At 72.1% G+C, this 23,163-nt stretch carries 26 protein-coding genes; 10 read left to right on the top strand and 16 right to left on the bottom strand.

The genetic code is table 11. From position 1 onward, the window contains the following. Positions 1-108 precede the first annotated feature (108 nt). A complete protein-coding gene (locus E3O41_RS02495) occupies positions 109-939 on the top strand; it encodes a GntR family transcriptional regulator (protein WP_218939257.1) in 831 nt (276 codons plus the stop codon). Positions 940-1,018: 79 nt separating this feature from the next. On the opposite strand, the gene E3O41_RS02490 is transcribed toward E3O41_RS02495, so the two are convergent. Genes E3O41_RS02490 through E3O41_RS02480 form a run of 3 tightly spaced genes read right to left on the bottom strand, consistent with a single transcriptional unit; the run spans position 1,019 to position 2,428 of the window. Further along, positions 1,019-1,573 (bottom strand): hypothetical protein, encoded by a 555-nt coding sequence (locus E3O41_RS02490; RefSeq protein WP_067028486.1) that lies wholly within the window; start codon positions 1,571-1,573, stop codon positions 1,019-1,021. A gap of 55 nt (positions 1,574-1,628) precedes the next feature. Continuing rightward, positions 1,629-2,240 carry a nucleoside deaminase gene (locus tag E3O41_RS02485; RefSeq protein ID WP_135011968.1) on the bottom strand — a complete coding sequence of 204 codons (612 nt, stop codon included), beginning with the start codon at positions 2,238-2,240 and terminating at the stop codon, positions 1,629-1,631. An 8-nt stretch (positions 2,241-2,248) separates the two neighbouring features. Continuing rightward, a complete protein-coding gene (locus E3O41_RS02480) occupies positions 2,249-2,428 on the bottom strand; it encodes a hypothetical protein (RefSeq protein WP_067028490.1) in 180 nt (59 codons plus the stop codon). Positions 2,429-2,500: 72 nt separating this feature from the next. On the opposite strand from E3O41_RS02480, the gene E3O41_RS02475 reads away from it, so the two are divergent. Then, a complete protein-coding gene (locus E3O41_RS02475; protein ID WP_135011966.1) occupies positions 2,501-3,469 on the top strand; it encodes a DUF2332 domain-containing protein in 969 nt (322 codons plus the stop codon). Here E3O41_RS02475 and E3O41_RS02470 read toward each other — a convergent pair whose 3' ends face one another. Then, a complete protein-coding gene (locus E3O41_RS02470) occupies positions 3,470-6,454 on the bottom strand; it encodes an AAA family ATPase (RefSeq protein ID WP_135011964.1) in 2,985 nt (994 codons plus the stop codon). It lies immediately after the preceding gene. Then, on the bottom strand, positions 6,451-7,629 hold the full coding sequence (locus tag E3O41_RS02465; RefSeq protein WP_135011962.1) for an exonuclease SbcCD subunit D: 1,179 nt from the start codon (positions 7,627-7,629) through the stop codon (positions 6,451-6,453). The genes E3O41_RS02470 and E3O41_RS02465 overlap by 4 nt, the downstream gene beginning before the upstream one ends. Before the next feature lie 77 nt (positions 7,630-7,706). On the opposite strand from E3O41_RS02465, the gene E3O41_RS02460 reads away from it, so the two are divergent. Beyond that, the gene (locus tag E3O41_RS02460; protein ID WP_067028498.1) at positions 7,707-8,012 is read left to right on the top strand and encodes a DUF1905 domain-containing protein; all 306 of its coding nucleotides are present in this window, start codon (positions 7,707-7,709) and stop codon (positions 8,010-8,012) included. A gap of 40 nt (positions 8,013-8,052) precedes the next feature. Beyond that, positions 8,053-8,805 carry an alpha/beta fold hydrolase gene (locus E3O41_RS02455; RefSeq protein WP_067028500.1) on the top strand — a complete coding sequence of 251 codons (753 nt, stop codon included), beginning with the start codon at positions 8,053-8,055 and terminating at the stop codon, positions 8,803-8,805. 8 nt (positions 8,806-8,813) lie between these two features. Here the strand turns inward: E3O41_RS02455 and E3O41_RS02450 are convergent, their stop codons facing one another. After that, positions 8,814-9,812 (bottom strand): IS481 family transposase, encoded by a 999-nt coding sequence (locus E3O41_RS02450; protein WP_135011763.1) that lies wholly within the window; start codon positions 9,810-9,812, stop codon positions 8,814-8,816. Between the two features lie 184 nt (positions 9,813-9,996). On the opposite strand from E3O41_RS02450, the gene E3O41_RS02445 reads away from it, so the two are divergent. Next, positions 9,997-10,326 (top strand): hypothetical protein, encoded by a 330-nt coding sequence (locus tag E3O41_RS02445; RefSeq protein ID WP_026095586.1) that lies wholly within the window; start codon positions 9,997-9,999, stop codon positions 10,324-10,326. Here E3O41_RS02445 and E3O41_RS02440 read toward each other — a convergent pair. The 4 genes from E3O41_RS02440 to E3O41_RS02425 form a co-directional block, all read right to left on the bottom strand. After that, positions 10,307-11,153 (bottom strand): IS5 family transposase gene (locus tag E3O41_RS02440; protein ID WP_233449959.1). Its coding sequence is split into 2 segments (ribosomal slippage): positions 10,307-10,846 and positions 10,848-11,153, totalling 846 coding nucleotides; the frame shifts between segments, so codons are not numbered across the junction. The two genes, E3O41_RS02445 and E3O41_RS02440, sit on opposite strands and share 20 nt — an antisense overlap. A gap of 87 nt (positions 11,154-11,240) precedes the next feature. Then, complete coding sequence (locus E3O41_RS02435) at positions 11,241-11,957, bottom strand: alpha/beta fold hydrolase (protein WP_135011960.1); 717 nt, start codon at positions 11,955-11,957, stop codon at positions 11,241-11,243. A gap of 42 nt (positions 11,958-11,999) precedes the next feature. Continuing rightward, positions 12,000-12,497, bottom strand: coding sequence for a YbaK/EbsC family protein (locus tag E3O41_RS02430; protein ID WP_067028709.1), 498 nt, complete (start codon positions 12,495-12,497; stop codon positions 12,000-12,002). A gap of 31 nt (positions 12,498-12,528) precedes the next feature. Then, positions 12,529-12,819: a GNAT family N-acetyltransferase gene (locus E3O41_RS02425; protein ID WP_135011957.1), complete on the bottom strand. Its 291-nt coding sequence runs from the start codon at positions 12,817-12,819 to the stop codon at positions 12,529-12,531. 422 nt (positions 12,820-13,241) lie between these two features. On the opposite strand from E3O41_RS02425, the gene E3O41_RS02420 reads away from it, so the two are divergent. The 4 genes from E3O41_RS02420 (at position 13,242) to E3O41_RS02405 (ending at position 16,272) form a co-directional block, all read left to right on the top strand. Next, the gene (locus E3O41_RS02420) at positions 13,242-13,922 is read left to right on the top strand and encodes a winged helix-turn-helix domain-containing protein (protein WP_135011955.1); all 681 of its coding nucleotides are present in this window, start codon (positions 13,242-13,244) and stop codon (positions 13,920-13,922) included. 32 nt (positions 13,923-13,954) lie between these two features. Continuing rightward, positions 13,955-14,908, top strand: a complete 954-nt coding sequence (locus E3O41_RS02415) for a DNA-3-methyladenine glycosylase family protein (protein ID WP_083991105.1) — start codon at positions 13,955-13,957, stop codon at positions 14,906-14,908. 19 nt (positions 14,909-14,927) lie between these two features. Then, positions 14,928-15,122, top strand: coding sequence for a hypothetical protein (locus E3O41_RS02410; RefSeq protein ID WP_067028700.1), 195 nt, complete (start codon positions 14,928-14,930; stop codon positions 15,120-15,122). A gap of 322 nt (positions 15,123-15,444) precedes the next feature. Beyond that, positions 15,445-16,272 (top strand): aggregation-promoting factor C-terminal-like domain-containing protein, encoded by an 828-nt coding sequence (locus E3O41_RS02405; RefSeq protein WP_067028697.1) that lies wholly within the window; start codon positions 15,445-15,447, stop codon positions 16,270-16,272. Positions 16,273-16,748: 476 nt separating this feature from the next. On the opposite strand, the gene E3O41_RS02400 is transcribed toward E3O41_RS02405, so the two are convergent. Genes E3O41_RS02400 through E3O41_RS02385 form a run of 4 tightly spaced genes read right to left on the bottom strand, consistent with a single transcriptional unit; the run spans position 16,749 to position 20,574 of the window. Continuing rightward, entirely contained in the window at positions 16,749-17,504 is a 756-nt protein-coding gene (locus tag E3O41_RS02400) for an iron ABC transporter ATP-binding protein (RefSeq protein WP_067028694.1), read from the bottom strand. Continuing rightward, positions 17,501-18,508, bottom strand: a complete 1,008-nt coding sequence (locus E3O41_RS02395) for an iron chelate uptake ABC transporter family permease subunit (RefSeq protein ID WP_067028690.1) — start codon at positions 18,506-18,508, stop codon at positions 17,501-17,503. The genes E3O41_RS02400 and E3O41_RS02395 overlap by 4 nt, the downstream gene beginning before the upstream one ends. Then, positions 18,498-19,520, bottom strand: a complete 1,023-nt coding sequence (locus E3O41_RS02390) for an ABC transporter permease (protein WP_083991104.1) — start codon at positions 19,518-19,520, stop codon at positions 18,498-18,500. The genes E3O41_RS02395 and E3O41_RS02390 overlap by 11 nt, the downstream gene beginning before the upstream one ends. Before the next feature lie 31 nt (positions 19,521-19,551). Then, complete coding sequence (locus E3O41_RS02385) at positions 19,552-20,574, bottom strand: siderophore ABC transporter substrate-binding protein (protein WP_162303962.1); 1,023 nt, start codon at positions 20,572-20,574, stop codon at positions 19,552-19,554. Between the two features lie 126 nt (positions 20,575-20,700). On the opposite strand from E3O41_RS02385, the gene E3O41_RS02380 reads away from it, so the two are divergent. Beyond that, positions 20,701-21,516 (top strand): siderophore-interacting protein, encoded by an 816-nt coding sequence (locus E3O41_RS02380; RefSeq protein ID WP_099566343.1) that lies wholly within the window; start codon positions 20,701-20,703, stop codon positions 21,514-21,516. Positions 21,517-21,568: 52 nt separating this feature from the next. Here E3O41_RS02380 and E3O41_RS14310 read toward each other — a convergent pair whose 3' ends face one another. Continuing rightward, positions 21,569-22,072: an HIRAN domain-containing protein gene (locus E3O41_RS14310; RefSeq protein ID WP_067028687.1), complete on the bottom strand. Its 504-nt coding sequence runs from the start codon at positions 22,070-22,072 to the stop codon at positions 21,569-21,571. 154 nt (positions 22,073-22,226) lie between these two features. Next, on the bottom strand, positions 22,227-23,063 hold the full coding sequence (locus E3O41_RS02370; protein ID WP_135011951.1) for an aldo/keto reductase: 837 nt from the start codon (positions 23,061-23,063) through the stop codon (positions 22,227-22,229). Positions 23,064-23,163: the final 100 nt, after the last annotated feature.

The following is a 23,163-nucleotide window of genomic DNA, read 5'->3' as shown; positions in this document are numbered from 1 at the left end:
CATGCCAAAGGAACGCCTCCCCTCCCCAGAACAAGGCGATGCCTCGCGCAGGTCACGGTGAGATCGCCGCGACGCGCGAGGCCTCCAGGGAGCATAGCCGCGTGCGGCATGACGAAAGGCGCCCGGCGGGGTAACGCGTACCGGTATTCCGGATTCCGTCCCGCGCAAGACCCATTTGGTCACGATGAGATAACGAACGACCGCTTCCGCGTCATAAAGGGCAGGTATCCCCGTCTCCTTCCGGGGGAACCAATGGTGAGAACGGACGAAGACATGAGCATCTCGTTGCTTGGGGGCCCGATCCGGATGGCGCCGACGCGCCTGCCCGACGAGATCGCGGCACAGCTGACCGACGACATCCTCGAGGGACGCCTCCGGCCGGGTCAGGCGCTGAACCTCAATGAGCTCGCCGCTGCGCTCTCGGTCTCCCGCACCCCGCTGCGCGAGGCGATCGGCCAGCTGGCGTCGCTCGGCCTCGTCGATGTCGAGCCGAGCCGCTGGACGCGCGTCGCGGACATCACCCCGGAGTCCACCGCGGACGCCGCGGAGCTGGCCGCGCACGTGGGAGCCGCGATCGCGCATGCGGCGGTGCCGCGACTGGCCTCGGGAACCTCCGATTCAACCGCACCGGCACGCGCCCTCGGAGACATGTCGAGCCATGCCCACGATGCAACGCGGCTGCTGCTTCACACCGATGCATTCCTCGGCGAGCTCGCGAAGGTCGGCGGACGACGCCACTTCGCGCGGCTCTGGGAGGGCTCCCGGCTCATGATCCGCTTCCAACTCGGCGGCTCCATGCCCTCGTCACGCCTCCGCGACGCCCCGGCGCAGATCGCGCGCATCGGCAACGCACTGTCCGCACGCGACGCGGAGGGGGTCGCGACCGGCATTCGCGCGCTTTTCGTGACGCCCCCGGGGGCGGATCCGGCCGCGGACTGAGCGTGTCGCTCTCGTCGGCCGCCGAGCTGCGGCACGTCGATGTCCGGTTGCGGCGTCGCGGACGACGGCGGCGCGACGGTCAGGCCTCCGGCAACCGGTCGCGCAGCCCGATCCGGTCGGGGATCTCCATGGCGAGACGGGGCAACCAGCTCGACGGCTCCGGCCACGGACGAGAGGACGGCAGCGCGCGCAGCAGGCGGCGGATCGCGATGTCGGTGGGCGAGTCCGGCGCCGACGCCGGCAGTACGCGGCGCGGCGCACGGTACCCGAGAGCGCCGCACCACCAGTGCCGCCACGTGTCGGGCGCCGTCTCGGGCTCGAGCACGATGTAGTAATCGGGCATCCGGGCGCCGCGCGAGAAGTGCGCGAGCGCCTGGTCGATCTCGAGCTCGAGCGTGCCGAGCGTCGCACGTTCCTCGAACAGCTCGACCCATGCCGCGGCGACGTGCTCAAGGGGATCGGCGTCGTGCACGACCCACGGGCTGCTGGTGGCGGCGATGCGACGCGCGGCGAGCGCGGGCTCGGTGTCCCGCAGCGAGAGCGTCTCGACGCCCTCGATTCCCTCGAGGCGAGCGAGGACCTCGTCGGAAGCGGATCCGACGACGGCCACGATGGTTCCGGTCGTGTTCTCCATGCCCCACTGTATGGCGATCCGGCCGGGTGGAGGCAAGACCCTTTTCCGTCGGGTGTCAGACCCCGGTGCGCGCGTTGTAGACCGTGACCTCGCCGGCGTCGACGGCCCGGCGGTAGGCGGTGAGCACCGCCACGCCCTCGTCGTGCAGGAGGTCCGTCGTGACGCTGATGCCCCGGGCGGCGAACTGCTCGATCCAGTCCTCGACCATGGGGCCCTCGTCGAACGTGGTGAGCGCCTCGACCTCGGGGCCGTCCACGCCGATGACGAGGGAGCGCACCCCGGACCACAGCGTGGCGCCGTAACACTGCACGCACGGGCGGGCGTTGACGACGAGCTCGTGCTCGGCCACGCCGGCGCCGCCCAGGTCCCAGGCGCCGAGGCGAGCCTGGGCGAGGCCGAGGGCGGTGACCTCGGCGTGGGCGGACGAGACGCCGCTGGAGAGGACGGCGTTCACGCCGACCGACACGATCCGGCCGGTCGCACGCTCGGCCACCACGGCCGCGAACGGCCCGCCGGTGCCCTCGCGCCAGTTGCGGTCGGCGAGCCGGTGGGCCAGCGCCATGCGCTCCTCGACGGCGGGAAGCTGCTCAGGAAGCGCGGCGAGCTCCTCGGCCACCCACTCGGGCAACGCGATCGTGAAGCTCTGCGGCAGCGACGCGAGGTCCATGCCGATCCTCACTCCTCGCCGCGGCTGAACAGCAGGTGCAGCACGAAGTACACGATCACGGCGACGACGGCGACCGCGGCGAGCTTCGCGACGAAGAACATGACGTGGAACAGCAGTTCGATGACGAACCAGGCGATCACGACGGCGACGATCACACCGATCCAGGTCCACAGGCTGCTCTTGTTCACGGTGCCAGCGTACCGGCGGGGCCGCGCGAGCGGGGCCGGACGCCCGGCGCGCGGGCACGGTAGCGTGCGGTCATGGACGAGCTGGCGCGGTACTACCGGCGGTGGGCCGATGTGGAATCGGCGGGCCTGTCGCGCACCTATTTCGAGTGGGCGCACGGCGTGGCGGACGACCCCGAGGTGCTCGCGCTCATCGCGCCGCTGCCGACGAAGAAGCGCCAGCCGAACCTCGTATTCGCCGCCTCCCGCGCGGCCGGCGCACCCGTGGGCGCGTACCGTCCGTGGCGCGACTGGCTCGTGGCGCACTGGGACGAGACGCTGCCGATCATCCTGTCGCGGCGCACGCAGACGAACGAGGCCGGCCGCTGCGCGACGCTGCTGCCCGTGCTGTCGGCGCTGCCCGGTCCGCTCGCGCTGATCGAGGTGGGCGCCTCGGCGGGGCTGTGCCTGCATCCGGATCGCTACAGCTACCGGTACGAGACCGAGCACGGCATCGTGGAGCGGCACCCTGCCGACGGCCCGAGCGAGGTCGTGCTCGAGTGCGCGATCCCGGCCGCGCAGGTGCCCGATCGCCTCCCCGAGATCGCATGGCGGGCGGGCATCGATCTCGACCCGGTCGACCCGACGGATCCCGCGCAGGCGGAGTGGCTGGAGCTGCTCGTGTGGCCCGAGCACGAGCACCGCCGGCGACGACTGCGCGCGGCGACGCGGGTCGCGGCCCTGCATCCGGCGCCGATCGTGGCGGGCGACCTGCGCGAGCGGCTGCCGGAACTCGTGGCGGGCGTGCCCGAGGGGCTGACGGTCGTGGTCTTCCACAGCGCCGTGATGATCTACCTGGATCAGGCGGGCCGCGACGCGTTCCGCGACCTGGTGACGTCGCTGCCGGTGCGCTGGGTGATGAACGAGGCCCCACTGCTGTACCCCGACTGGGCCGATCGTCACGGCCTCGACGTGACCGACGGTCGCTTCGTGCTGGCGCTGGACGGCGAGCCCGTCGCGCGGACGGGGCCGCACGGGCAGAGTTACGAGCCGATCGGCGGCTGATCAGAGCGGGGCGAGCGCCTCCTGGCGCACCACGCTCCAGCCCTGCGGGGTCTGCTCCACGCGCAGCTGGGCGGGGATCTGCTCCTTCATCGCCTCGACGTGGCTGATGATGCCCACCGTGCGGCCGCCCTGGCGCAGCTCGTCGAGCGTGCGCATCGCCACGTCGAGGGTCTCGGCGTCGAGCGAGCCGAAGCCCTCGTCGATGAACAGCGTGTCGAGCCGGATGCCGCCGGCCCGGCTCGTGACGACCTCGGCCAGGCCGAGCGCGAGGGCGAGGGAGGCGAGGAACGTCTCGCCGCCGGACAGCGAGTGCGGGGGCCGGGCGCGGCCGGTGAAGCGGTCCATGATCTCGAGCCCGAGCCCGCTCGCAGCGCCGCGCGCGGCCAGCGCATCGCTGTGCTGGAGGCGGTAGCGATCGCCCGACATCTCGGCGAGCCGCACGTTGGCCGCGGCGACGATCTCCTCGAGCTCGGCCGCGAGCACGAACGTCTCGAGCTTCATGCGCCTGGCGTTGGGCGCGCGGCCCGCGACGGTGTCGGCGAGGCGGCGGATGGCGGCGGCCTCGGCGGCGAGGCCGGCGATCTGCGCGTGCGCCGCCGCGATCCGCTCGACGGCGTCCTCGAGCGAGCGGGCACGCTGCGCGGCCTCAGTGTGCGCGGCGAGGGCGACCGACCACGCGGCCTTGGCGGCGGCGACGGCGGCGGCACTCTCGGCGGTGTCGATGGGCTCGTCGGGCAGCACCTCGAGCTCGAGGTCCATGAGCGTGGCCTTGGTGGCGGCGAGGTCCGCATCATACGCGCGCACCCGGGCGTCGAGCTCGTCCCGCTCGCCCGCCCCGCGGAGGGCCGCGAGGGCATCGGCCACCGCGGCGAACCCGGCCTCGTCGGCGGCGGCCTGCAGCCGCTCGGCGGCCTCCGCGGCGGCGGCCTCGGCGCGCGCCGCCTCGCGCTGTGCCTCGGCGGAGGCGGCGGCGAGGGCGGCGTGGCGCTCCTCGGCACGGATGCGCGCCGCGACCGACTCCGCGGCGCCGCGGGCCTCGGCCACCGCCGCACGGTCGCGCTCGAGCGCCTCGGCGGCGGCGGCGATGCGGGCGTCGAGCTGCGTGCGCTCGGCGATGAGGGCGTCGCGGCGCGCGCCGTGCTCGGCGGCCTCCGCCTCGAGCGCAGCTCGCTCCTGGACGAGCGCCTCCCGGGTCGCCCGGGCGTCGTCGGCCGTCCGCAGCTCGGCGCGCGCGGCGGTGAGCTCGGCCTCGAGGTCGTCGGCCGTGCGACCGCCGGCGTCCTTCTGTGCATCGGCGTGGGCGCGGTCGGCGGCGGCGAGCGCGGCGTTCGCGGCCTCGTACGCGGCGGCGGCGTCGCGGCGCGCGGCGTCGGCGGCGGCGATGTCGTCGGCCGACACGGCATCGTCGCCGCGCTCGGCCGGGGCCGGGTGGCTCGTCGAGCCGCACACGGCGCAGGCCTCGCCCTCGACGAGCTCGGCCGCGAGCTCCCCCGCCATGCCGGCGAATCGGCGGCGCTGCAGGTCGGCGAGGTGGGCCTCGGCCTCGTCCTTGCGCCGCGTGGCCTGCTGCAGATCGGCGTACGCCTGCCGCTGCGCCTCGGCGCGTTCGGGGATCGAGCGCGCGGCCGCCAGCTGGGTCTCGAGCACGCCGACCGACGCGCGCAGCGCCTCGGCGCGCGCCGCGAGCGCGGTGGCCGCGTCGAGGGCGTCCTGCACGCGCGCGCGCTCGGCGGGGAGCGCGCCCACGCGCTCGTCCAGCTCGGCGGCGCGGGCCGCGGCGGCCTCGGCGGCGGAGCGCAGCTCGGCCAGCGCGGCGGCGGCGGCGTCGAGGCGCGCCTCGGCCTCGCCGAGCGGGCGCCAGGCGCCGATCCGCTGCTGCGCCTCGGCGACGAACGCGTCGAGTTCCTCGGGGCCCTCGGCGATGTCCGCCTCCCCCGCCGCGCGCCATGCCTCGCGCGCCTCGTCGCGCCGCGCCGTCGCGGCGGCGAGGGCGGCCAGCGCCCGCTCCCCGGCCTCCTTCGCGCCGCGCACGGGCTCGGCCCGCACGGCCGCGTCGCGCTCGGCCCGGACCGCGTCGACCTCGTCGGCGCGCGCCTCGAGCTGCGCCAGGGCGAGGCGCGCGGCGTCGCGGCGCTGCTGCGCGTCGCGCTGGGCGGTGCGCTCGGCGTGCGTGGCCTCGGCCGCCGTGAGGGCGGCGGCGGCCGTCCGCTCGGCGGCGTCGGTGCTCTCGGCCAGGTGGCGGGCCCGCAGCGCCGCCCGGCCCAGTCGCTCGATCCGCTCCTCGAGCGCGGGCTCGGCGTCGGCGGGGTCGATGAGCTCGCCCGCCGTGCGCTCGGCCTCCGCCAGCTGCGCGTCGAGGGTCTGGCTGCGGGCCTCGACCCGGGCCATGGCGTCCTTGCGCCGCTCCTCGAGCTCCTGCGTGTAGTCCTCGAAGCGCTTGGTGCCGAACAGCGTCCGCAGCAGCGCCTGGCGCTCGTCGTTCTTGGCGAGCAGGAACCGCGCGAACCGGCCCTGGGCCAGCAGGATCACCTGCAGGAACTGTTGCTGGCTGAGCCCGATCACCTCGTCCACGAGCTGCGCGACGTCGACGGGACGCGCGGCGCGGCCGATCCACTGGCCGCCGACGCGCTCGAACATGCGCGCCTCGGCGGGCTGCTTCGTGCTGCCCCCGCCGCGCTTCTTGGGGCGCAGGTAGTCGGGCGACCGCTCGATGCGCCACGTGCGCCCGCCGGTCGTGAACTCGACGGCCACTTCCGTCGGGTCCTCCGGCTGCGCGTGATCGCTGCGCAGGCGCTTGTCGCCGTCCTCGTACCGCGGCACCGATCCGTAGAGGGCGAAGCAGATCGCGTCGAGGATGCTCGACTTGCCCGCCCCGGTGCGCCCGCCGATGAGGAAGATCCCGTCGGCGGCGTACGCGTCGAGATCGATCGTCTGCCGCGTGCGGAACGGCCCGAACCCCTCGATCTCGATGCGGTGGATCCTCATGCGGGCACCGTCTCGTCGCGGTCGGCGGCGGCGCGCGCGGCGATGACGTCGGCGAGCAGCTCGGCCTCGTCGGCCGTGGCGCCCTCGCCCTCGCGCACGTGCGTGAGGAAGGTGTCGATCAGCTCGCTGTCGCTGCGGGCGGCGACCACCCGCGCGCGGTAGCTGAGCCCGTCGTCGTCGGCGCGATTCTGCGGGTCGAGCTGGATCGTCGCGCAGTGCGGGAACCGCTGCTGCAGCCGCCGCATCGGGTCGGGCTGCGGCGTCGCGTCGGTGAGCACCGCGCACACCCACGCGTCGGCGTGCGCCTCGTGCGCCGGATCGGACAGGAGCTCCTCGAGCGTGCCGCGCAGCGTGACGAGCGGGCGCGGCACGGGCAGCTCGAGCCACGCGACCTGCGCGAGGCCGCCGGCGTCGAGGTCGACCAGCCAGGACCCGCGGGGCTTACCGGCCTCGCTGAAGCTGTAGTGCAGCGGCGCGCCGCTGTAGCGCACGTGCTCGCCCAGCCGCGAGCGGCCGTGGATGTGACCGAGCGCGACGTAGTCGGGGCCGTCGAAGGCCGAGATCGGCACGACGTCGAGCGACCCCTGCCGCAGGTCGGTGCGGATCTCGCGCTCCACCCCCGGGCTCGCCTCGACGCCGGCCGCGAAGCAGTGCGAGGCCACCACCGAGCGCTCGCCGCGCGCGGCGCGATCGGCGTTCACGAGGCCCATCGCGTGCGCGATCGCCTGCTCCTGCGTGCGGATGCCCGCGTCGGGCCACAGGCCGCGGACCATGATCGGCTCGAGGTACGGGATGCCGTAGAAGTGGACGGGACCGTGCGCGTCGTCGATCGTGACCGGCGTGCCGACGCTCGCCGCATCGGTGACCACGTGGATCCCGTCGCGCAGCAGCGGCGCCATGAAGCCGAGCCGCGCCGCGTTGTCGTGGTTGCCGCTCGTGAGCACGATCTGCGCGCCGGCGGCGCTGATGCCGCGCAGCACGTCGGTGAGCATCGAGTAGCACGCCGCCGCGGGCGTCGCGGAGTCGAACACGTCGCCGGCGATGACGACCACGTCGACCCCGTGCTCCCGCACCTGCGCCGTGAGGGCGTCGAGCACACCGCGCAGCGCATCGAGCGTGGCGTTCCCGTGGAACGTCCGGCCGATGTGCCAGTCCGAGGTGTGCAGGATCCGCATGCCTCCACGCTAAGGACGGCCTCCGACATTCCCGGGACGGACCGCCGCGAAGCCGCCGATCGCGCCATCATGGGTGGGTGTCGACCCACACGTTCACCGCGCCGCTGTGGAAGTGGAGCGCCCGCAACGAACCCGGCGGCTGGTGGTTCGTGAGCCTGCCGTTCGAGGTCGCCGACGCCGTCGAGGGCGAGGCGATGCCCGGCGCGGGCTTCGGAAGCGTGCCGGTGGAGGCCACCGTCGGCTCGACCACCTGGCGGACCAGCGTCTTCCCGAGCAACGAGCAGAAGACCTACGTGCTGCCGATTAAGAAGTCCGTCCGCACGGCCGAGGCGATCGGCGAGGGCGACGACGTGCGCGTGGAGCTGCGGGTGGCGAACGACTGATCGCGCCGGCCGACGACCCGCGACCGAATACCCTCGCACCATGCCGTTTCCCGCCGCCGAGCCGCCCGCGCGACCGTTCACGCACGACGGGGCCACGCTCGTGTGGGAGGAGCGGGGTGCCGGCGCCGCCACGTTCCTGCTCATCCACGGCATCGGCATGGGCCGCAGCGTGTTCGCCGGGCTCGCCGAGCGGCTCTCGCACCACGGCCGCGTGATCGCGATCGACCTGCCCGGCTACGGCGAGGCGCCCGAGCCGCCCCGCACCCCCACGGTCGAGCGGCTCGCGGATCTCGTGGCGGCGTTCGTGCGGGCCGAGCGCGTGAGCGAGCCGGTGATCGTCGGGCACTCCATGGGCACGCAGGTCGCCGTCGAGGTCGCCGCCCGCCATCCCGCCCTGCGCCCGCGCGTGGTGCTCATCGGTCCGACGGTCGAGGCGGGCAGGCGCCGCGCGTTCACGCAGCTGCGGCTCCTCGGCGCGGATCTCCTCGGCGAGAGCCTGAAGGTGCTCCTCATCGGCGCCCGCGAGTACCTGCGCGCCGGCCCGCACCTGCGTCAGAAGATGCGGGCGATGCTCACGCACGCCCCCGAACGGGCGTACCCGCGGGTCGAGCGGCCGGCGCTCGTGATCCGCGGCGAGGACGACCTCGTCGCGCCCCACGACTGGTGCCGCCGCGTCGCCGACACCCTCCCCCACGGAGAGCTGCGCGAGGTGCCGCGCAGCGGACACGAGACGATGATCCGCGATCCGGACCCCTCCGCCGACCTGATCGTCGACTGGCTCCGCCGCGCCTGACGGGCCTACTAGGTGTGATGTCCAGGTAGGTTGTTTTCGATCCTGCTGATAGGCGGGCCTCCGATCGCGGAGTGGTGCCTGTGATGATTGTAGAAGTGCAACCAACCCGGAAGCGCCGCGCGGCGCTCGGCTTCTGATCCGTAGAACCGGGCATATGCCCAACCATCGGCGAGGGTGCGGTGGAACCGCTCGATCTTCCCATTCGTCTGCGGCCGGTAGGGGCGGGTCTTCTTCGCCGTGATTCCGAGCTGGGTGCAGGTATCGCGCCAGGCATATGACTTGTAGGCGGAGCCGTTGTCCGAGAGGACACGCTTGACGCGGACGCCACGGTCGGCGAACCAGGCGACGGCGCGGCGCAGGACACCGATCGCGGTGTCCGCTTTCTCGTCCGAGCAGATCTCGGCGTAGGCGACGCGGGAGTGGTCGTCGATGACGGTGTGAACGAACGCGGTGCCCAGGCGCGGCTCATAGCGGTGGTTCCGGCTCTGCAGACGGGTAGCGGTGGCCTCGCGGTTGCGCTCGCCCTGGACTCGGCCGACGTAACGGTGCCCGCCGCCATCGGGGATGTTGCCGAACTTGGTGACGTCGACGTGGAGCAGCGAGCCGGGATGATCATGCTCGTACCGGCGGATCGGCTCACCGCTGACCCGGTCGATATGGCTGAGTCTGTTGATCCGGCATCGCACCAGGACTGCGTGGACGGTCGAGGCGGGCAGACCGAGCTCGCCAGCGATCTGGACCGGGCCGAGACGGCGTCGCCACCTCGCTTTCACGATCTTCTTGACCACGGGCAGCGGTGTCCTCGCCGGCATCGACCGTGGGCGGCTCGATCGGTCCGTCATCCCGGTCGGCCCCTCGGCTCGGAACCGGGCAGCCCACTTCCTGGCTGTGACGGGCGAGACCATGAACATCTTCGCCGCCAGGGACGGCGGCCAGCCGTCCTCGACGATCAGGCGCGCCAGCCGAAGACGAGCGCGTGGTGTCAGGGCAGCGTTAGCGTGGGACATGAGGGCCTCCTGGTTCGTGAAGCGGTTGAACTCAACAGCTCCACTTCATAACCGGAGGCCCTCGCCCATCAGCTCCTCACAGCCGTGTCGCCGAAACAACGTCCCTGGACATCACAACTAGGGCGTGTTGATCAAGAAGGTGCGGGGTGGCCAGCCGCCGTGAGTTGCGCGGGAGAATGGGCGTGTGAAGATCCAGGTGCTGCATATCGAGGATTGCCCGAATTGGCAGGAGGCGGGCGATCGAGTACGGCTGGTGCTCGACTCGATCGGACGGGGCGATGTTCCGGTGGAGTTCGTGTTGATCCGCACCGAGGCTGAGGCGGTGAGCTCTGGTTTCGCGGGCTCGCCCACGATTCTTCTGGACGGTCAGGACTTGTTCCCGTCCCAGGGGAACACTGCCGACTTGGCGTGCAGGGTCTATCTGACCGAGCGCGGCTTTGCGGGTGCGCCGACGGTGGGACAGCTTGAGCGCACGCTGCAGGAGCGCGAAGCGCTCAGCGGAGATCGGTCTTGATCCAGATCAGCGCCGCGGCGAGGCTGACGGCGGCTCGGTAGTTGCGGGCGAGTTTGTCCGAGCGCATCGCGATGCCGCGCCACTGCTTGAGACGGTTGAAGCAGCGTTCTACGACGTTGCGTCCCTTGTAGCGTTCCTTCTGCTTGTCGCCGAAAGCGATCGGCCGGCCCGGCTTCTTGCGGCGGTGCGCGATCTGGTCGTCCCGCTCGGGGATGGTCGCCGCGATCCTCCGGTCGCGGAGCCAGGCGCGGTTCGCCCTTGAGGGGTACCCCTTGTCGGCGAGCACCCGGTCGGGGCGGGTGCGGGGGCGGCCCTTCCCGTCGCGGGGAACGCGGATGTTCTCCAGCACCGCGCTCATCATCGTGGTGTCGTTGATGTTCCCGGCGGTGATCATCATGCTCAGCGGCCGGCCGCGCCCGTCGCAGACCAGGTGCAGTTTGGTCGTCAGCCCGCCGCGGGAGCGTCCGATCCCGTGATCAGGCGGCTCGGACCACGGATTCTTGTGATTCGGCACAGCCCCCTGTGTCCCGGGCGAGGGTCGCGCCGTGCTGATGCACGCGCGCGATCGTGGAGTCGATCGAGACGACCCAGTCGATTTCCCCAGCGGCGTCGGCCTGCTTCTGCACCTCGGTGAGCAGCTTCTGCCAGGTGCCGTCCCCGGCCCACCGGTTGAACCGCTTGTAGATCGAGTTCCACTTCCCGAACCGTTCCGGAACGTCACGCCACGGCGCACCGGTCCGGTACTTCCACGCCATCCCCTCGATAGCGAGCCGGTGATCCGTCCACGGCCGCGACCGACCGGTCACCGTCGGCATCAACGGCTCCATCACGGCCCACACCTCGTCAGAGATCTCCTGTCGCGTCACCGTTCAAGACTCACCCACCGAGGAGCGGAACCTCTTGATCAACACGCCCTAGTCGTCGGTCCCCGCCGCCCGGTTCGCCGCCTCGACGAGCACCTGCGCGGTCTGCTCCGGCTTGGTCAGCTGCGGCCAGTGGCTCGTGGGCAGGCCGATGATCGTGAGCTCCGCGAGCGCGTCGAGCTCGGTCGTCATCGGGTGACCGGCCTCGATGAGCTGCTCGATCTGCTCCTTCGGGAACGCGGTCGCCAGCACCGTGACGGGGATCGCGTGGCGGCGCTCGTCCTCGAGGATGAGCGGATCGGTGGCGACGCGCGCCGGCTCGGGGATCGCGTTCGCCTCGAACTCGGCGAGCATCTCGTCGGTGAAGTCCGCGAACTCCGCGTCGTCGAAGTAGGCCGAGCGATCTGAGGGGAACGGGATGACCCCGTCGACCACGGGCAGCTCGTCGTTGATGAGGTGCCCCGCCGGCGGCGGGAACGAGTCGACGAAGACGACGTGCGCCACGCGATCCGGCCGCGCGTCGGCCGCGCCCCACGCGACGTTGCCGCCGCCGGAGTGCCCGGCGAGCACGACCGGCCCGTCGATCCGGTCGATCAGCTCGACGATCGCGTCGATCTGATCGGGCAGCCCCACGTCGGTGCTGTCGCCGGGCGCGAGCCCGGGCAGGGTGGGCGTGTGCACGCGGTGCCCCGCGGCCTCGAGGGCCGGCACCTGCGCCGACCACGATGATCCGTCCAGCCAGAAGCCGGCGATGAGAATGACGTCCATGCCGCGAACGCTACGCGGGGCGTCCGACATTGAACAGCGGGCTCAGGCGACCGGGGCGTCGGCGCGCCAGCCGGCGCAGACGTCGACCCATCCGCGGGCGCCCGAGATCCGCTCGAGCGCCGCCGTCTCGATCCGCACGGCGGAGGCGGCGGATCCGCCCGCGGGGTAGACGACGTCGAACCGACGCAGCGACTCGTCGAGCCACACCTCGGCCGAATCGGCGTTGGCGAACGGGCAGACCCCGCCCATCGGGTGCCCCGTCAGCTCGACGAGGCGATCGGCGGGGACCATCGTGCCCTTGCCCCCGAAGCGCCGCTTGAAGGCGCCGCCGCTGACCTTCGCATCGCCGGCGGCGACGACGAGGATCGCCCGCGCGGGGTCGGCGGGGTCGAGGAAGGCGAGGGTCTTCGCGATGTGGGCCGGGTCGGTGCCCAGTCGCGCCGCCGCCAGCTCCACGGTGGCGCTGGACTCGGCGAACTCGACGAGGGCGTCCTGCAGGTCGAAACGGGCCAGGTGCTCGCGGACGGCGGCGACGGTCATGCATCCATCCTGTCGGATCGGCCGGCGCCGGTCAGCGCGCGGCGAGCACGTCCGCGCGCTCGGGGTGGGCGGCGAACCAGTCCGCCACGTACCAGCACACGGGCAGCACCCGGCGGTCGCCGCGGGCCTCGATGTCGGCCACGGCGCGCGCCGTGATCTCGCCCGCGTACCCGTGGCCGCGGAAGGCGGGGATCGTGAATGCGCGCGTGAGGGCCACGGTCGTGCCGTTGTCGCGGTAGTCGAGCACGCTCACGAGGTCGTCGCCGCGGTGGAGCGTGTAGCGCGAGGCGCCGATGTCGTTGGCGAAGGTGAGCTCGGTCACGCCTCCAGGCTACGCGCGCGTGCGCCGGCGAGGGCCGCGCGATGACGCATTCCGAGCGGTGCCGCCCGTCGCATGTCGTCACATTGCGTCATCGTTTGACACACGGCGACACGCCCGGCCACAATGGTCCACATGTCTGCCAACGCCACGATTCTGTCCGCCCAGGAGGCGAATGGAGTTTCCGGGATCATGATGCCCGGTCGCGTTGTCATGTGCTGTCGAATGTGCAGCTGAGTCGAATCCGTTCCTCGCTGTCCCGGCTCGCGTCCTCTCTCGGACGCTGAGCGCCGAGCCCCTCGGGCTCTCCCCCGCCGCACTCTGATCCGATCCGTCCGGATCGCGGCTTCCGCGCATCGCGCCCTCGCCGATCGCGCATCGACGCACACACCCGTCTCGGGTCGCACCCCTCAAGGACCGTCATCATGTCGCACACCGCCACGCTCGACCGCACCGCCTCCGCTGCCACCCCCGCCTCGATCCGCTCGTCGGCCGCCGCCCTGCCCGCGGGCACCTCGCCCCGCGGCTTCGCCCTCTACGTCGGCCTCGACGAGGTCAAGGCCGCCATCGACGGCGTCAGCCTGCCGATCCTCGTCGACGCGCTGCGCCGCACGATCGCCGAGCTCGCCCCGAGCGCCGAGACCTACGCGGCCGTCGCCCTCGCTCCGCAGTCCGCCGGTGGCCGCGACGTCGACGTCGTGCGCCTCGCCCTCAAGGAGCCGAGCGCGACCGCCCGCGCCAAGCAGGAGGCTCCGAAGCCCGAGACCGAGACCGGCGTCGTCGTCGACCTCTCGCGCAAGCGCATCGTGATCGACGGCGAGACCGCCCCGCTGACCTTCAAGGAGTTCGAGCTGCTGCAGTACCTCGTGCTCCGCGAGGGCCGCACGATCGAGCGCACCGAGCTGGTCACCTCGCTGTGGGAGACCGGCGACGCCAGCGCCCCGGGAGAGCGCACGATCGACGTGCACGTGCGGCGCCTACGCTCCAAGCTGGGCCGCTACGAGGAGATCGTGCGCACGGTGCGCGGCGCCGGCTACCGCTTCGACCGCCACGCCGACGTCGTCATCCGCTACGGCACCGGGGCGCCCTCGCCCGACCGGTTCTGAGAATTGTCGGACGCGCGGCGTAGCGTGAGGGGATGATCCCCGCCGCCGCGCTCGCACCCCGTCACGCGGTGCGCGATCCCCGGCCGGATCCGGGCCCGCGACTCGAGGGCGAGTACCGCCCGCGCGGTCCCCTCGACCTGTTCGCCACCGTCGCCGGGCTGCAGCGCGGGCCGGGAGACCCCACGCAGACCGTCGACGGTCCCGTCATCTGGCGCGCGACGCGCACCCCCGAGGGGCTCGCCACGCTCGCGCTGCGCCAGTCGGCCGACGGGTCCGTGCGACTGGCGGCCTGGGGGCCGGGCCGGGAGTGGGCGATCGCCCAGGCCCCGGCGCTGTGCGGGGCGGACGACGACCCCGCCTCGTTCGAGCCGCGGCTCGGCTGGATCGCCGAGGCGCATCGCCGCCACCCCGGCCTGCGGATGGCCCGCACCGACCTGCTCTTCGACGCCCTGGCGCAGTCGATCACCGAGCAGAAGGTCACGCTGCGCCAGGCGTTCGGCGCCTGGCGGCGGATCGTCACCTGGTGCGGCGAGCGCGCTCCGGGCCCCACGCCGTGGCCGATGTTCGCGCCGCCCTCCGCCGAGGGCTGGCGCCGCGTGCCGTCGTGGGCCTGGCACCGCGCGGGGCTCGAGCCCCCGCAGGCGCGCACGATCGTCGAGGCCGCCGCACGCGCCTCCTCGCTGCAGCGGGCCGCCGACCTCGACACCGCGCTCGCGAGCCTGCGCGGCATCGGGCCGTGGACGATCGCCGAGACGCGGATCCGGGCCCTGGGCGATCCCGACGCCGTCAGCGTGGGCGACTTCCACCTCGCGCACCACGTCGGCTACGCCCTCACCGGGGCGCGCACCGACGACGCCGGCATGCTCGAGCTGCTCGAGCCGTGGCGCGGCCATCGGCAGCGCGTGATCCGGCTGATCTACGCCGCCGGCCGCGTGGAGCCCCGTCGCGGCGCGCGCCTGCACATCGAGGACCACCGCGAGCGCTGAGCCGCCGTAGGGTGATCCCATGACGCGCACGGCCAGCATCCTCCTCGCCCTCGGCGTGATCGCGCTCGGCACCGTCGTCGGCGTGATCCTGCAGAACGTGCTGCTCGGGATCCTGCTCGGGCTGCTGATCGCGCTCGGGGTGTTCCTCGCGTTCGAGAGCCGCCGCGGCCGCAACGCCGGCGTCAACGACGAGGACCACGGGATCGAGCTGTAGCGGAGCGGATCCGCTCTCCCAGGGAACTCGGAGGGAGCGGAGTTCACCGCGTCGTTACCTGGCCGTTACCAAAGCCGCCGAAGGGCCCGCGATCCGCATGATGGCGGGGATCGCGGGGCTTCGTTACCTGGTCGTTATCGATCCCCCGGCGGGCGACGTCACCACCCCGCGTTCACGGTTCGCCCAGGAAAATGCCCGGTGACGCCCAGGTTCGCACTGACAGAGTCGTCCGGTCGTCCCCGACCGCCCGCGCGACCCGAAACGCGCGGGGCCGCTCCGCGGCCGCTCGACGCGGGTTGCCCGAACACGACACCACCCCGTGATGCCCCAGACTCTTCCTCGCGCCCGCGCCATCGCGCCGGCCCGCCACCCCCGCTCCACCGGCCGCAACCGCATCGTCGCCCTCGCCGCGCTCGGCGTGAGCGTCGTGCTCACCGGATCCGCCGTCGCCGCCGAGGCCGAGGTCGCCACGGCGCCGCGCTCGGCCGTGACCGCCGACCTCACGCCCGCGCCGACCACCGAGCTGACGATCCCCGCCGCCGTCGCGGAGGACGCCGAGCAGACGCTCGAGCAGGCCACCCTCGCTCTCGAGGACGCCCCGGACGGCGTCGAGACCGGCGAGCTGAAGGACTACGTCCACGCCCTGAGCAACTACGACGCGATGCCGAGCGTCACCGTCGTGAGCCTCGTGGACCAGGCGACAGCGGAGGCCGAGGAGGTCGTCGCCGAGACCGCATCGGTCAAGGAGGAGCAGGCGCGTCAGGCCGCCGAGGAGAAGCGCGCGGCCGAGGAGGCCGCGCGTGCCGCCGAGGCCGCCGCGCAGGCCGCGGCCGCCGCCACCACGCCGCAGGGCGCCCAGGCCGCCGCCGCCGACATCGCGGCGAGCCAGTACGGCTGGGGCGCCGACCAGTTCGGCTGCCTCGTGAGCCTGTGGAACAAGGAGTCCGGCTGGAACTACCAGGCCGCCAACCCCTCGAGCGGCGCCTACGGCATCCCCCAGTCGCTGCCCGGCTCGAAGATGGCCACCGTCGGCGCCGACTGGGCGACCAACCCGGTCACGCAGATCCGCTGGGGCCTCGACTACATCTCGCGCGCCTACGGCACCCCGTGCGCGGCCTGGGGCCACTCGCAGGCCGTCAACTGGTACTGAGCGCTCGACCTCGGCCTCGACTCCGCCGCTCCGCGGCTGCGCTCGACCCGTCTCCGCTCCGGCGCTTCGCGCCTCCGGTCGACGAGCCGTGATGCCTGCGGTGCGTCAGAAGTGCAACCACCCGGGCTCGTCGACCGAGCGAAGCGAGCGGAGACGCCTCGAGCGAAGCGAAGCGGAGTCGAGAGCACGGGGGCCGGGCCGAGCCCCTCGGCCTCGACTCCGCCGCTCCGCGGCTGCGCTCGACCCGTCTCCGCTCCGGCGCTTCGCGCCTCCGGTCGACGAGCCGTGATGCCTGCGGTGCGTCAGAAGTGCAACCACCCGGGCTCGTCGACCGAGCGAAGCGAGCGGAGACGGCTCGAGCGAAGCGAAGCGGAGTCGAGAGCACGGGGCCGGACCGAGCCCCTCGGCCTCGATTCCGCCGCTCCACGGCTGCGCTCGGCCCGTCTCCCCTGGCCTGAACCGGGGGCTCAGCCCCGTCAGTCCCAGAGGACGACGCGGCGGCCGTTGATCTCCTCGACCTGCACGGGGGTCTCGTAGATCTGCACGAGGTTCGGCACCGTGACGACGTCCTCGGTCCGGCCGTGGTGGATGACCCGGCCGTCGCGCATGGCGATGATCGTGTCGGCGAACTGCGAGGCGATGTTGATGTCGTGCATCACCACGACGATCTTCAGCCCCCGCTGTTCGGCGAGGTCGTCGAGCAGCTTCATGAGCGCGACGCCGTGCTTGGGGTCGAGGTTGTTCAGTGGCTCGTCGAGGAGCACGTACTTCGTGTCCTGCGCGAGCGCCATCGCCACGAATGCACGCTGGCGCTGACCGCCCGAGAGTTCGTCGAGGAAGCGGTGACGGAACGGCTGCAGGTCCATGTCGGCGATCGCCCGCTCGATGTGGTCGCGATCCTCGACCGTGAGCCGGCCGCCCGAGTGCGGGAAGCGCCCGAACTCCACGAGGTCCTCCACGGTCAACCGAGCGGCGATGTGGTTGTCCTGCCGCAGCACCGCGATCGTCCGGGCGAGCTCGCGCGAGTCGGCCTTCGTGACGTCCTGCCCGTCGACGGTCACCGTGCCGGTGTCGGCGTGGATGAGCCGACCGATCAGCCCGAACAGCGTGGACTTTCCCGCGCCGTTCGGGCCGATGAGCGCGGTGACGCCCGCGTCGCCGAACGACACGGTCACGTCGTCCAGCACCGTGGAGTTTCCGTAGCGCTTGGTGGCGCCCTCGAGCGCGATCATCGCGCCCCCTTTCGCAGCACGAGGAAGAGGAAGAACAGGCCGCCGACGAACTCGATGATCGTCGACAGCATGCCGCCGAAGCCGAGCACCTGCTCCAGCACGAGCTGCCCTCCGACGAGGCACAGCACGCCCAGCAGCACGGCGGTCGGCAGCGTCCACCGGTGCCGGAACGAGCCGGCGTACGAGTACGCCAGGTTCGCCACGATCAGCCCGAAGAACATGATCGGTCCCACGAGCGCCGTCGACGCGGCGATCATGACCGAGACGACGAGGAAAAGGATCATCACCGTGCGGCGGTGGTTGACGCCCAGGCCGACCGCCGCCGGCTCGCCCAGCGTGAGCACGTCGAGCGTGCGCAGCATCGGCAGGAGGATCGCCACGCCGCCCGCGACGAGGACGGCGGTGAACAGCAGCAGCGTGGGGTCGGGCTTCGTCAGCGACGCGAACATCGCATCGCTGACGACCTGGAAGTCGATCGGATCGAGCATCCGCTGCATCCACTCGGTGAAGCTGCGGAAGAAGGTGCCCAGCACGATGCCCACGAGCAGCATCAGGTGGATCGAGCGGCGCTTTCCGGCGAACATCCACGTGAACAGGAACACGCTGAAGCCGACCATCACGAGCACCTGGATGGCCCACATCAGGTAGCTGTCGGCGCGGAGGAAGCCGACGGATCCGAACGCGAACACCGTGAGCGTCACGATCAGCCCGAAGAACGAGTCGAAGCCCATGATCGAGGGCGTCAGGATGCGATTCTGCGTGATCGTGTGGAACACGACGGTCGAGATGCCCACGGCGGCCGCGACGACGATCATCGACAGGATCGACAGGCCGCGGATCTGCAGGCCCAGCAGCAGCACGCTGGGCGGGATGTCCCACAGCAGGTAGAACGCCGCGACGACGGCGACGACGGCGGCGAGCGCGCCGAGCCGCACGCCGGGCCGGGCCCAGAGCGAGCGGACGGAGGGGCGTGCGGGGGCGGCCGCGACGGTGTCAGTGAGCACGCGATCGCCTCCTCAGCAGCAGCCACAGGAACAGCGCGGCGCCGATCACGCCGACGATCACCGACAGCGGGATCTCGTACGGGTGCCGCAGGGTGCGGGCGAGGATGTCGCACGCGACGACGAACACCGCCCCGAGCCCGGCCACCCACGGGATGGACCGACGCACGTTGTCGCCGATGATCAGGCTCACGACGTTGGGCACCACCAGCCCGAGGAAGGGCAGCATGCCGGCGGTGACGAGGACGGCGGCCGTGATCACCGCGGTGACGACCATGCCGATCGCGACGACGCGGCGGTAGTCGAGACCGAGGTTGGTGGCGAACTCCTCGCCCATGCCGATCACGCTGAAGCGGTCGGCCGCGAACCAGGCCACCACCACCATCGCGGCGGCGAACCAGACGAGCTCGTAGCGGCCGGTCATGACGCTCGCGAACGATCCCTGCGCCCACTGGCCGAGGGACTGCAGCAGGTCGAGGTTGTAGGCGAAGAAGGTGGTGATCGCACCCACGACGCCGCCGAGCATGATGCCCACGAGCGGCACGAGCACGAGGTGCCGCACCGGGACCTGGCGGATGACGCGCAGGAACACCCACGTGCCGAACAGCGCGAACACCGCGACGACGAGCATCTGCAGCATGACCGGCATGCCGGGCCAGAACACGAGGATCGCGAGCATCCCGAGCGAGCCGAACTCGGTCACGCCGGTGGTCGAGGGCTCGACGAACTTGTTGCGCACGAGCATCTGCATGATGAGCCCGGCGATCCCCAGCGACGCGCCCACCAGGACGAGCGCGATCGTGCGCGGGACGCGGCTGGTGAGCAGCAGGAAGACGCCGTGCCCGTCGGTGTTGACGCCGCCGTCCAGCGAGACGTCGTGGGACGCGCCGATGAACAGGCTCAGGACGCTCAGCGCCACCAGGAGCACGCCGATGAGCACCCCCACCGCCGTGCGCCGGGTGCGGCGCGCGGGGGCGAGGGTGCTCGTCGAGGGCGAGGCCGTGTCGGCGGCCATCAGTGGGACGACATGAGGAGAGGGGGCGCCCTTACTCCGCGATCTGCATGACGTCGTCGGTCATGATCTTCGTCGTCTCGATGCCGCCGAACACGATGTACCAGGCCACCGGGTCGAGGTAGACGATCTGGTCGTTCTGGGCGGCCGTGGTCTGGTTCACGATGTCGTTGTCGAGGATCGCCGCGGCGCCCTCGCTCGAGCCGCTGTCGCCGCCCGTGGCGGTGTTGCGGTCGATCACCCAGAGGTAGTCGGGGTCGGTCTCGAGCAGGAACTCGAACGAGACCGGCTCGCCGTGGGTCGCGCCCTCGATGTCCTCGATCACCGGCTGCACGCCGAACACGTCGTAGATGAGCCCGCCGCGCAGGTTGCGGCCGGAGTAGTCGCCCAGCGAGGGCTTGAGCGCGCTGATGCCGTCGCCCGAGACCATGATGCCGAGGCCGGTGCCCGCGTCGGCCGTGACGGCCTTGGCCTCCTCGATGCCGGCCTCCAGCTCCTCGAGCGCGGTGGCGGCCTCGTCCTGGGCGCCGAGCACCTCGCCGAGGAAGGTCACGTTGCGCTCGAGGGTCTCCTCGAACGAGCCCTGCGACGACATGTCGATCGTCGGGGCGATGTCCTTGAGCTCGTCGTAGAGCGCGGCCGAGCGGCCGCCGAGGATGATGAGGTCGGGCTCCTGCTCGGCGATCGCGAGCACGTCGGCCTCGAACAGCGTGCCGGCGTTGAACGCGTCGTCGGCGAGGCCGTCCTCGAGGTAGTCCGGCACCGACTCCAGCGGCGCGCCGGCGACCTCGCCGCCCAGGTTCACCCACGTGTCGAACGAGGCCATGTCGAAGATGACGACCTTCTCGGGGTTGCGGGGCACCTCCACGGTGACCGGCTCGTAGGCCGGATCCTCGTCCTCCGCCGCGGTGTTGAACTCGAACGACCACTCCAGCGGCGCCTCGTCGGCGGGGGTGGTCTCCTCGGCGGCGGGAGCGGCCTCGGCGGCACAACCGGCCAGCACGAGAGCGGATGCCGCGACGAGCGAGAGCGTGGCGATCGGACGGGAGTTCTTCATGGACATGCTCCGTTCAGGGAGGTGCGCGGTATCAGCCGCGTCTCCACGGGGAAAGGGGGATCGGACGGGGTCGAGACTCAGGTAAGCCGAACCTAACTCGTCCGGGGGTAGGCTAGCCTAACTTCCATGCAGCTGTCGAACACGGCGCCCGCCGGCGCCTTCACCCTCGAGCGCGAGCGCCAGGAGCTGGTGTTCCGCGCCACGCGCCTCGTCGCACGCGAGATCATCACCCCTCACTACATCCGGGTGCGCGTGCAGGGTGACGGTCTCGTCGGCTTCGGACCCTCCGGTCACGACGACCACATCCGCATCTTCTTCGGCGGTCCCGAGACCGCCGGCGCCCCCTTCGGCACGGTCGAGCAGCTGCGCGAGCTGCCCAGCCGCGAGTTCACGCCGCTGCACTGGGGCGAGGACTGGCTCGACCTGGAGTTCGCCGTGCACGGCGACGAGGGCGTGGCCGGCGTGTGGGCGGCGAACGCCCCGATCGGCTCCGTCGCCGGCATCGGCGGGCCGCGCGGCTCGCTGCGCATCGACGGCACCCCCGACGGCTGGCTGCTGGCCGGCGACGAGACGGCCGTGCCGCAGATCCGCCGCTACGCCGCACTGATCCCCGACGGCGCGCCCGCGCGCATCCTCGTCGAGGTGGCCGATGCCGCGCACGAGATCCCGATCGACGCCCCCGTGGCCGTCGAGTACGTGCACCGCGACGGCCGGGTGGAGGGCTCCGCACTGGCCGCCGCGCTCGACGCGATCGCGGCCCAGGACCGCCCCGAGGGCTCGGTGTTCGGCTTCGTCGCGGCCGAGCAGGCCATCGTCAAGCCGGGCCGCGCGCTGCTGTGCGAGCGATGGGGCCTGGACCCCGAGCGGATCGTCGTGAAGGGCTACTGGAAGCGCGGCGACGCCGGCTACCACGCGCCTCACGGGCCCGGCGCACAGGGCTGACGGCCGCACGCCGGCGGCAGAGACTGACGCGATCACCTTGTCATCGGGGTGGTTACCCGATCATGCTCTTCACGAACGTCCGCATAGCGTCGACCTTGGGAATATCCACCCACAGTTTCACGCTGTACTCCGTCGCATCCGCTCCGGCGACTCGGTAGCCGTCAGCGCCGAGCTGATCCAGCAGCGGCGCCAGTATGGCAGCCCTCGCAGCGGAAACGTAGCCAACCTTCCGACCCTCCCGGCCGAGCACGGCGACAGCATTAGGGTCATGCGCATTGTTGGGCTCGCGTACGAGCGTGTACGCGGAACCGCCGACCTGCCGCCGCTGACGATCCGGCACGTACGCCGCCGTGCCCTTCACACGCATGCGTACACTGTCGAGCTCACGAAGATCGACGATGCCGGGCTCATCAACGACCTCCTGCGTTGCTACCTTCACCTCACCGTAAGCCTCACCGGGAAATACGCCGTCGCCGATCCCACGCCAGCCCTGGACAAACCGCGACACAGCGACCCCCGCGAAACACAACACGACGAGGCCAATGAGCCATTCCATGCGCTCAGCATAGGGACGCCCTTGCACAAGCGGAGCAAAAGTCGATCAGCCGTGCACTCGGCGATGGGCTCAACGGGCTTGCCACCTCGCCCGCGCGCGGCCTGTGAGCTCCCGCGGCCCGCGTCGGGCGGCTGGAGCGCCGCCTACCGCGTCGTCACATCTCCTCGTGGTGGTTCGGGTCGGCGTCGAAGATGCGGCCGCGCTCCAGGGAGGACAGCGCCTCGACCTCGTCGGCGGTCAGCTCGAAGCCGAAGACGTCGGCGTTCTCGCGCTGGCGCGCGGGGTCGGCCGACTTGGGGATCGGCGTGGCGCCGAGCTGCACGTGCCAGCGGATCACGGCCTGCGTGGGGCCGACGCCGTGCGCGGCTGCGATCTCCTGCACCACCGGCTCGCTCAGCAGCTCGGTGCGGCGGGCCAGCGGGCTCCAGCTCTCGGTGCGGATGCCCTTCTCCGCGTGGAAGGCGCGCAGCTCGGCCTGCGGGAAGTACGGGTGCAGCTCGACCTGGTTCACCGACGGGATCACGCCGGTCTCGCGCTCGAGGCGCTCGAGCATCGGGATCGTGAAGTTCGACACGCCCACCGACCGGACGATGCCCTCCTCGCGCAGCGCGATCATGCCGCGGAACGTGTCGACGTACTTGTCGACCGACGGGTTGGGCCAGTGGATGAGCAGCAGATCGATGTGCCCGAGGCCGAGGGTCTCGTTCGACGCGCGGCCGCTGGCGATCGCCTCGTCATAGCCGTGGTGGCGGCCCGGGACCTTCGTGGTCACGACGATCTCGTCACGGTCGACGCCGCTGCGGCGCACCGCCTCGCCCACCTCGCTCTCGTTGCCGTAGTTCACGGCCGTGTCGAGCACGCGGTAGCCGCCCTCGATGCCCGCCTTGATCGCGGCGATGCCGTCGTCGCCGGTCAGCTTGTAGGTGCCGAGGCCGACCTCGGCGAAGGGCGTGCCGTCGTGCAGTGTGATCCGCGGGATGTCGAGTGCCATGACTCCGAGGGTAGCCACTCGCGCGGCCCAGGGATCACGGCTCGTCGAGCGACCGCAGGGAGCCGAGACGGGTCGAACGAGGCGGAGCGGAGTCGAGACC

Origin of the sequence: Microbacterium sediminis, from assembly GCF_004564075.1 — a bacterium.
In the GTDB taxonomy this organism is placed as follows: domain Bacteria; phylum Actinomycetota; class Actinomycetes; order Actinomycetales; family Microbacteriaceae; genus Microbacterium; species Microbacterium sediminis.
The sequence above is the reverse complement of the archived record's forward strand: the minus strand, read 5'-3'. Positions and strand labels throughout refer to the sequence as shown.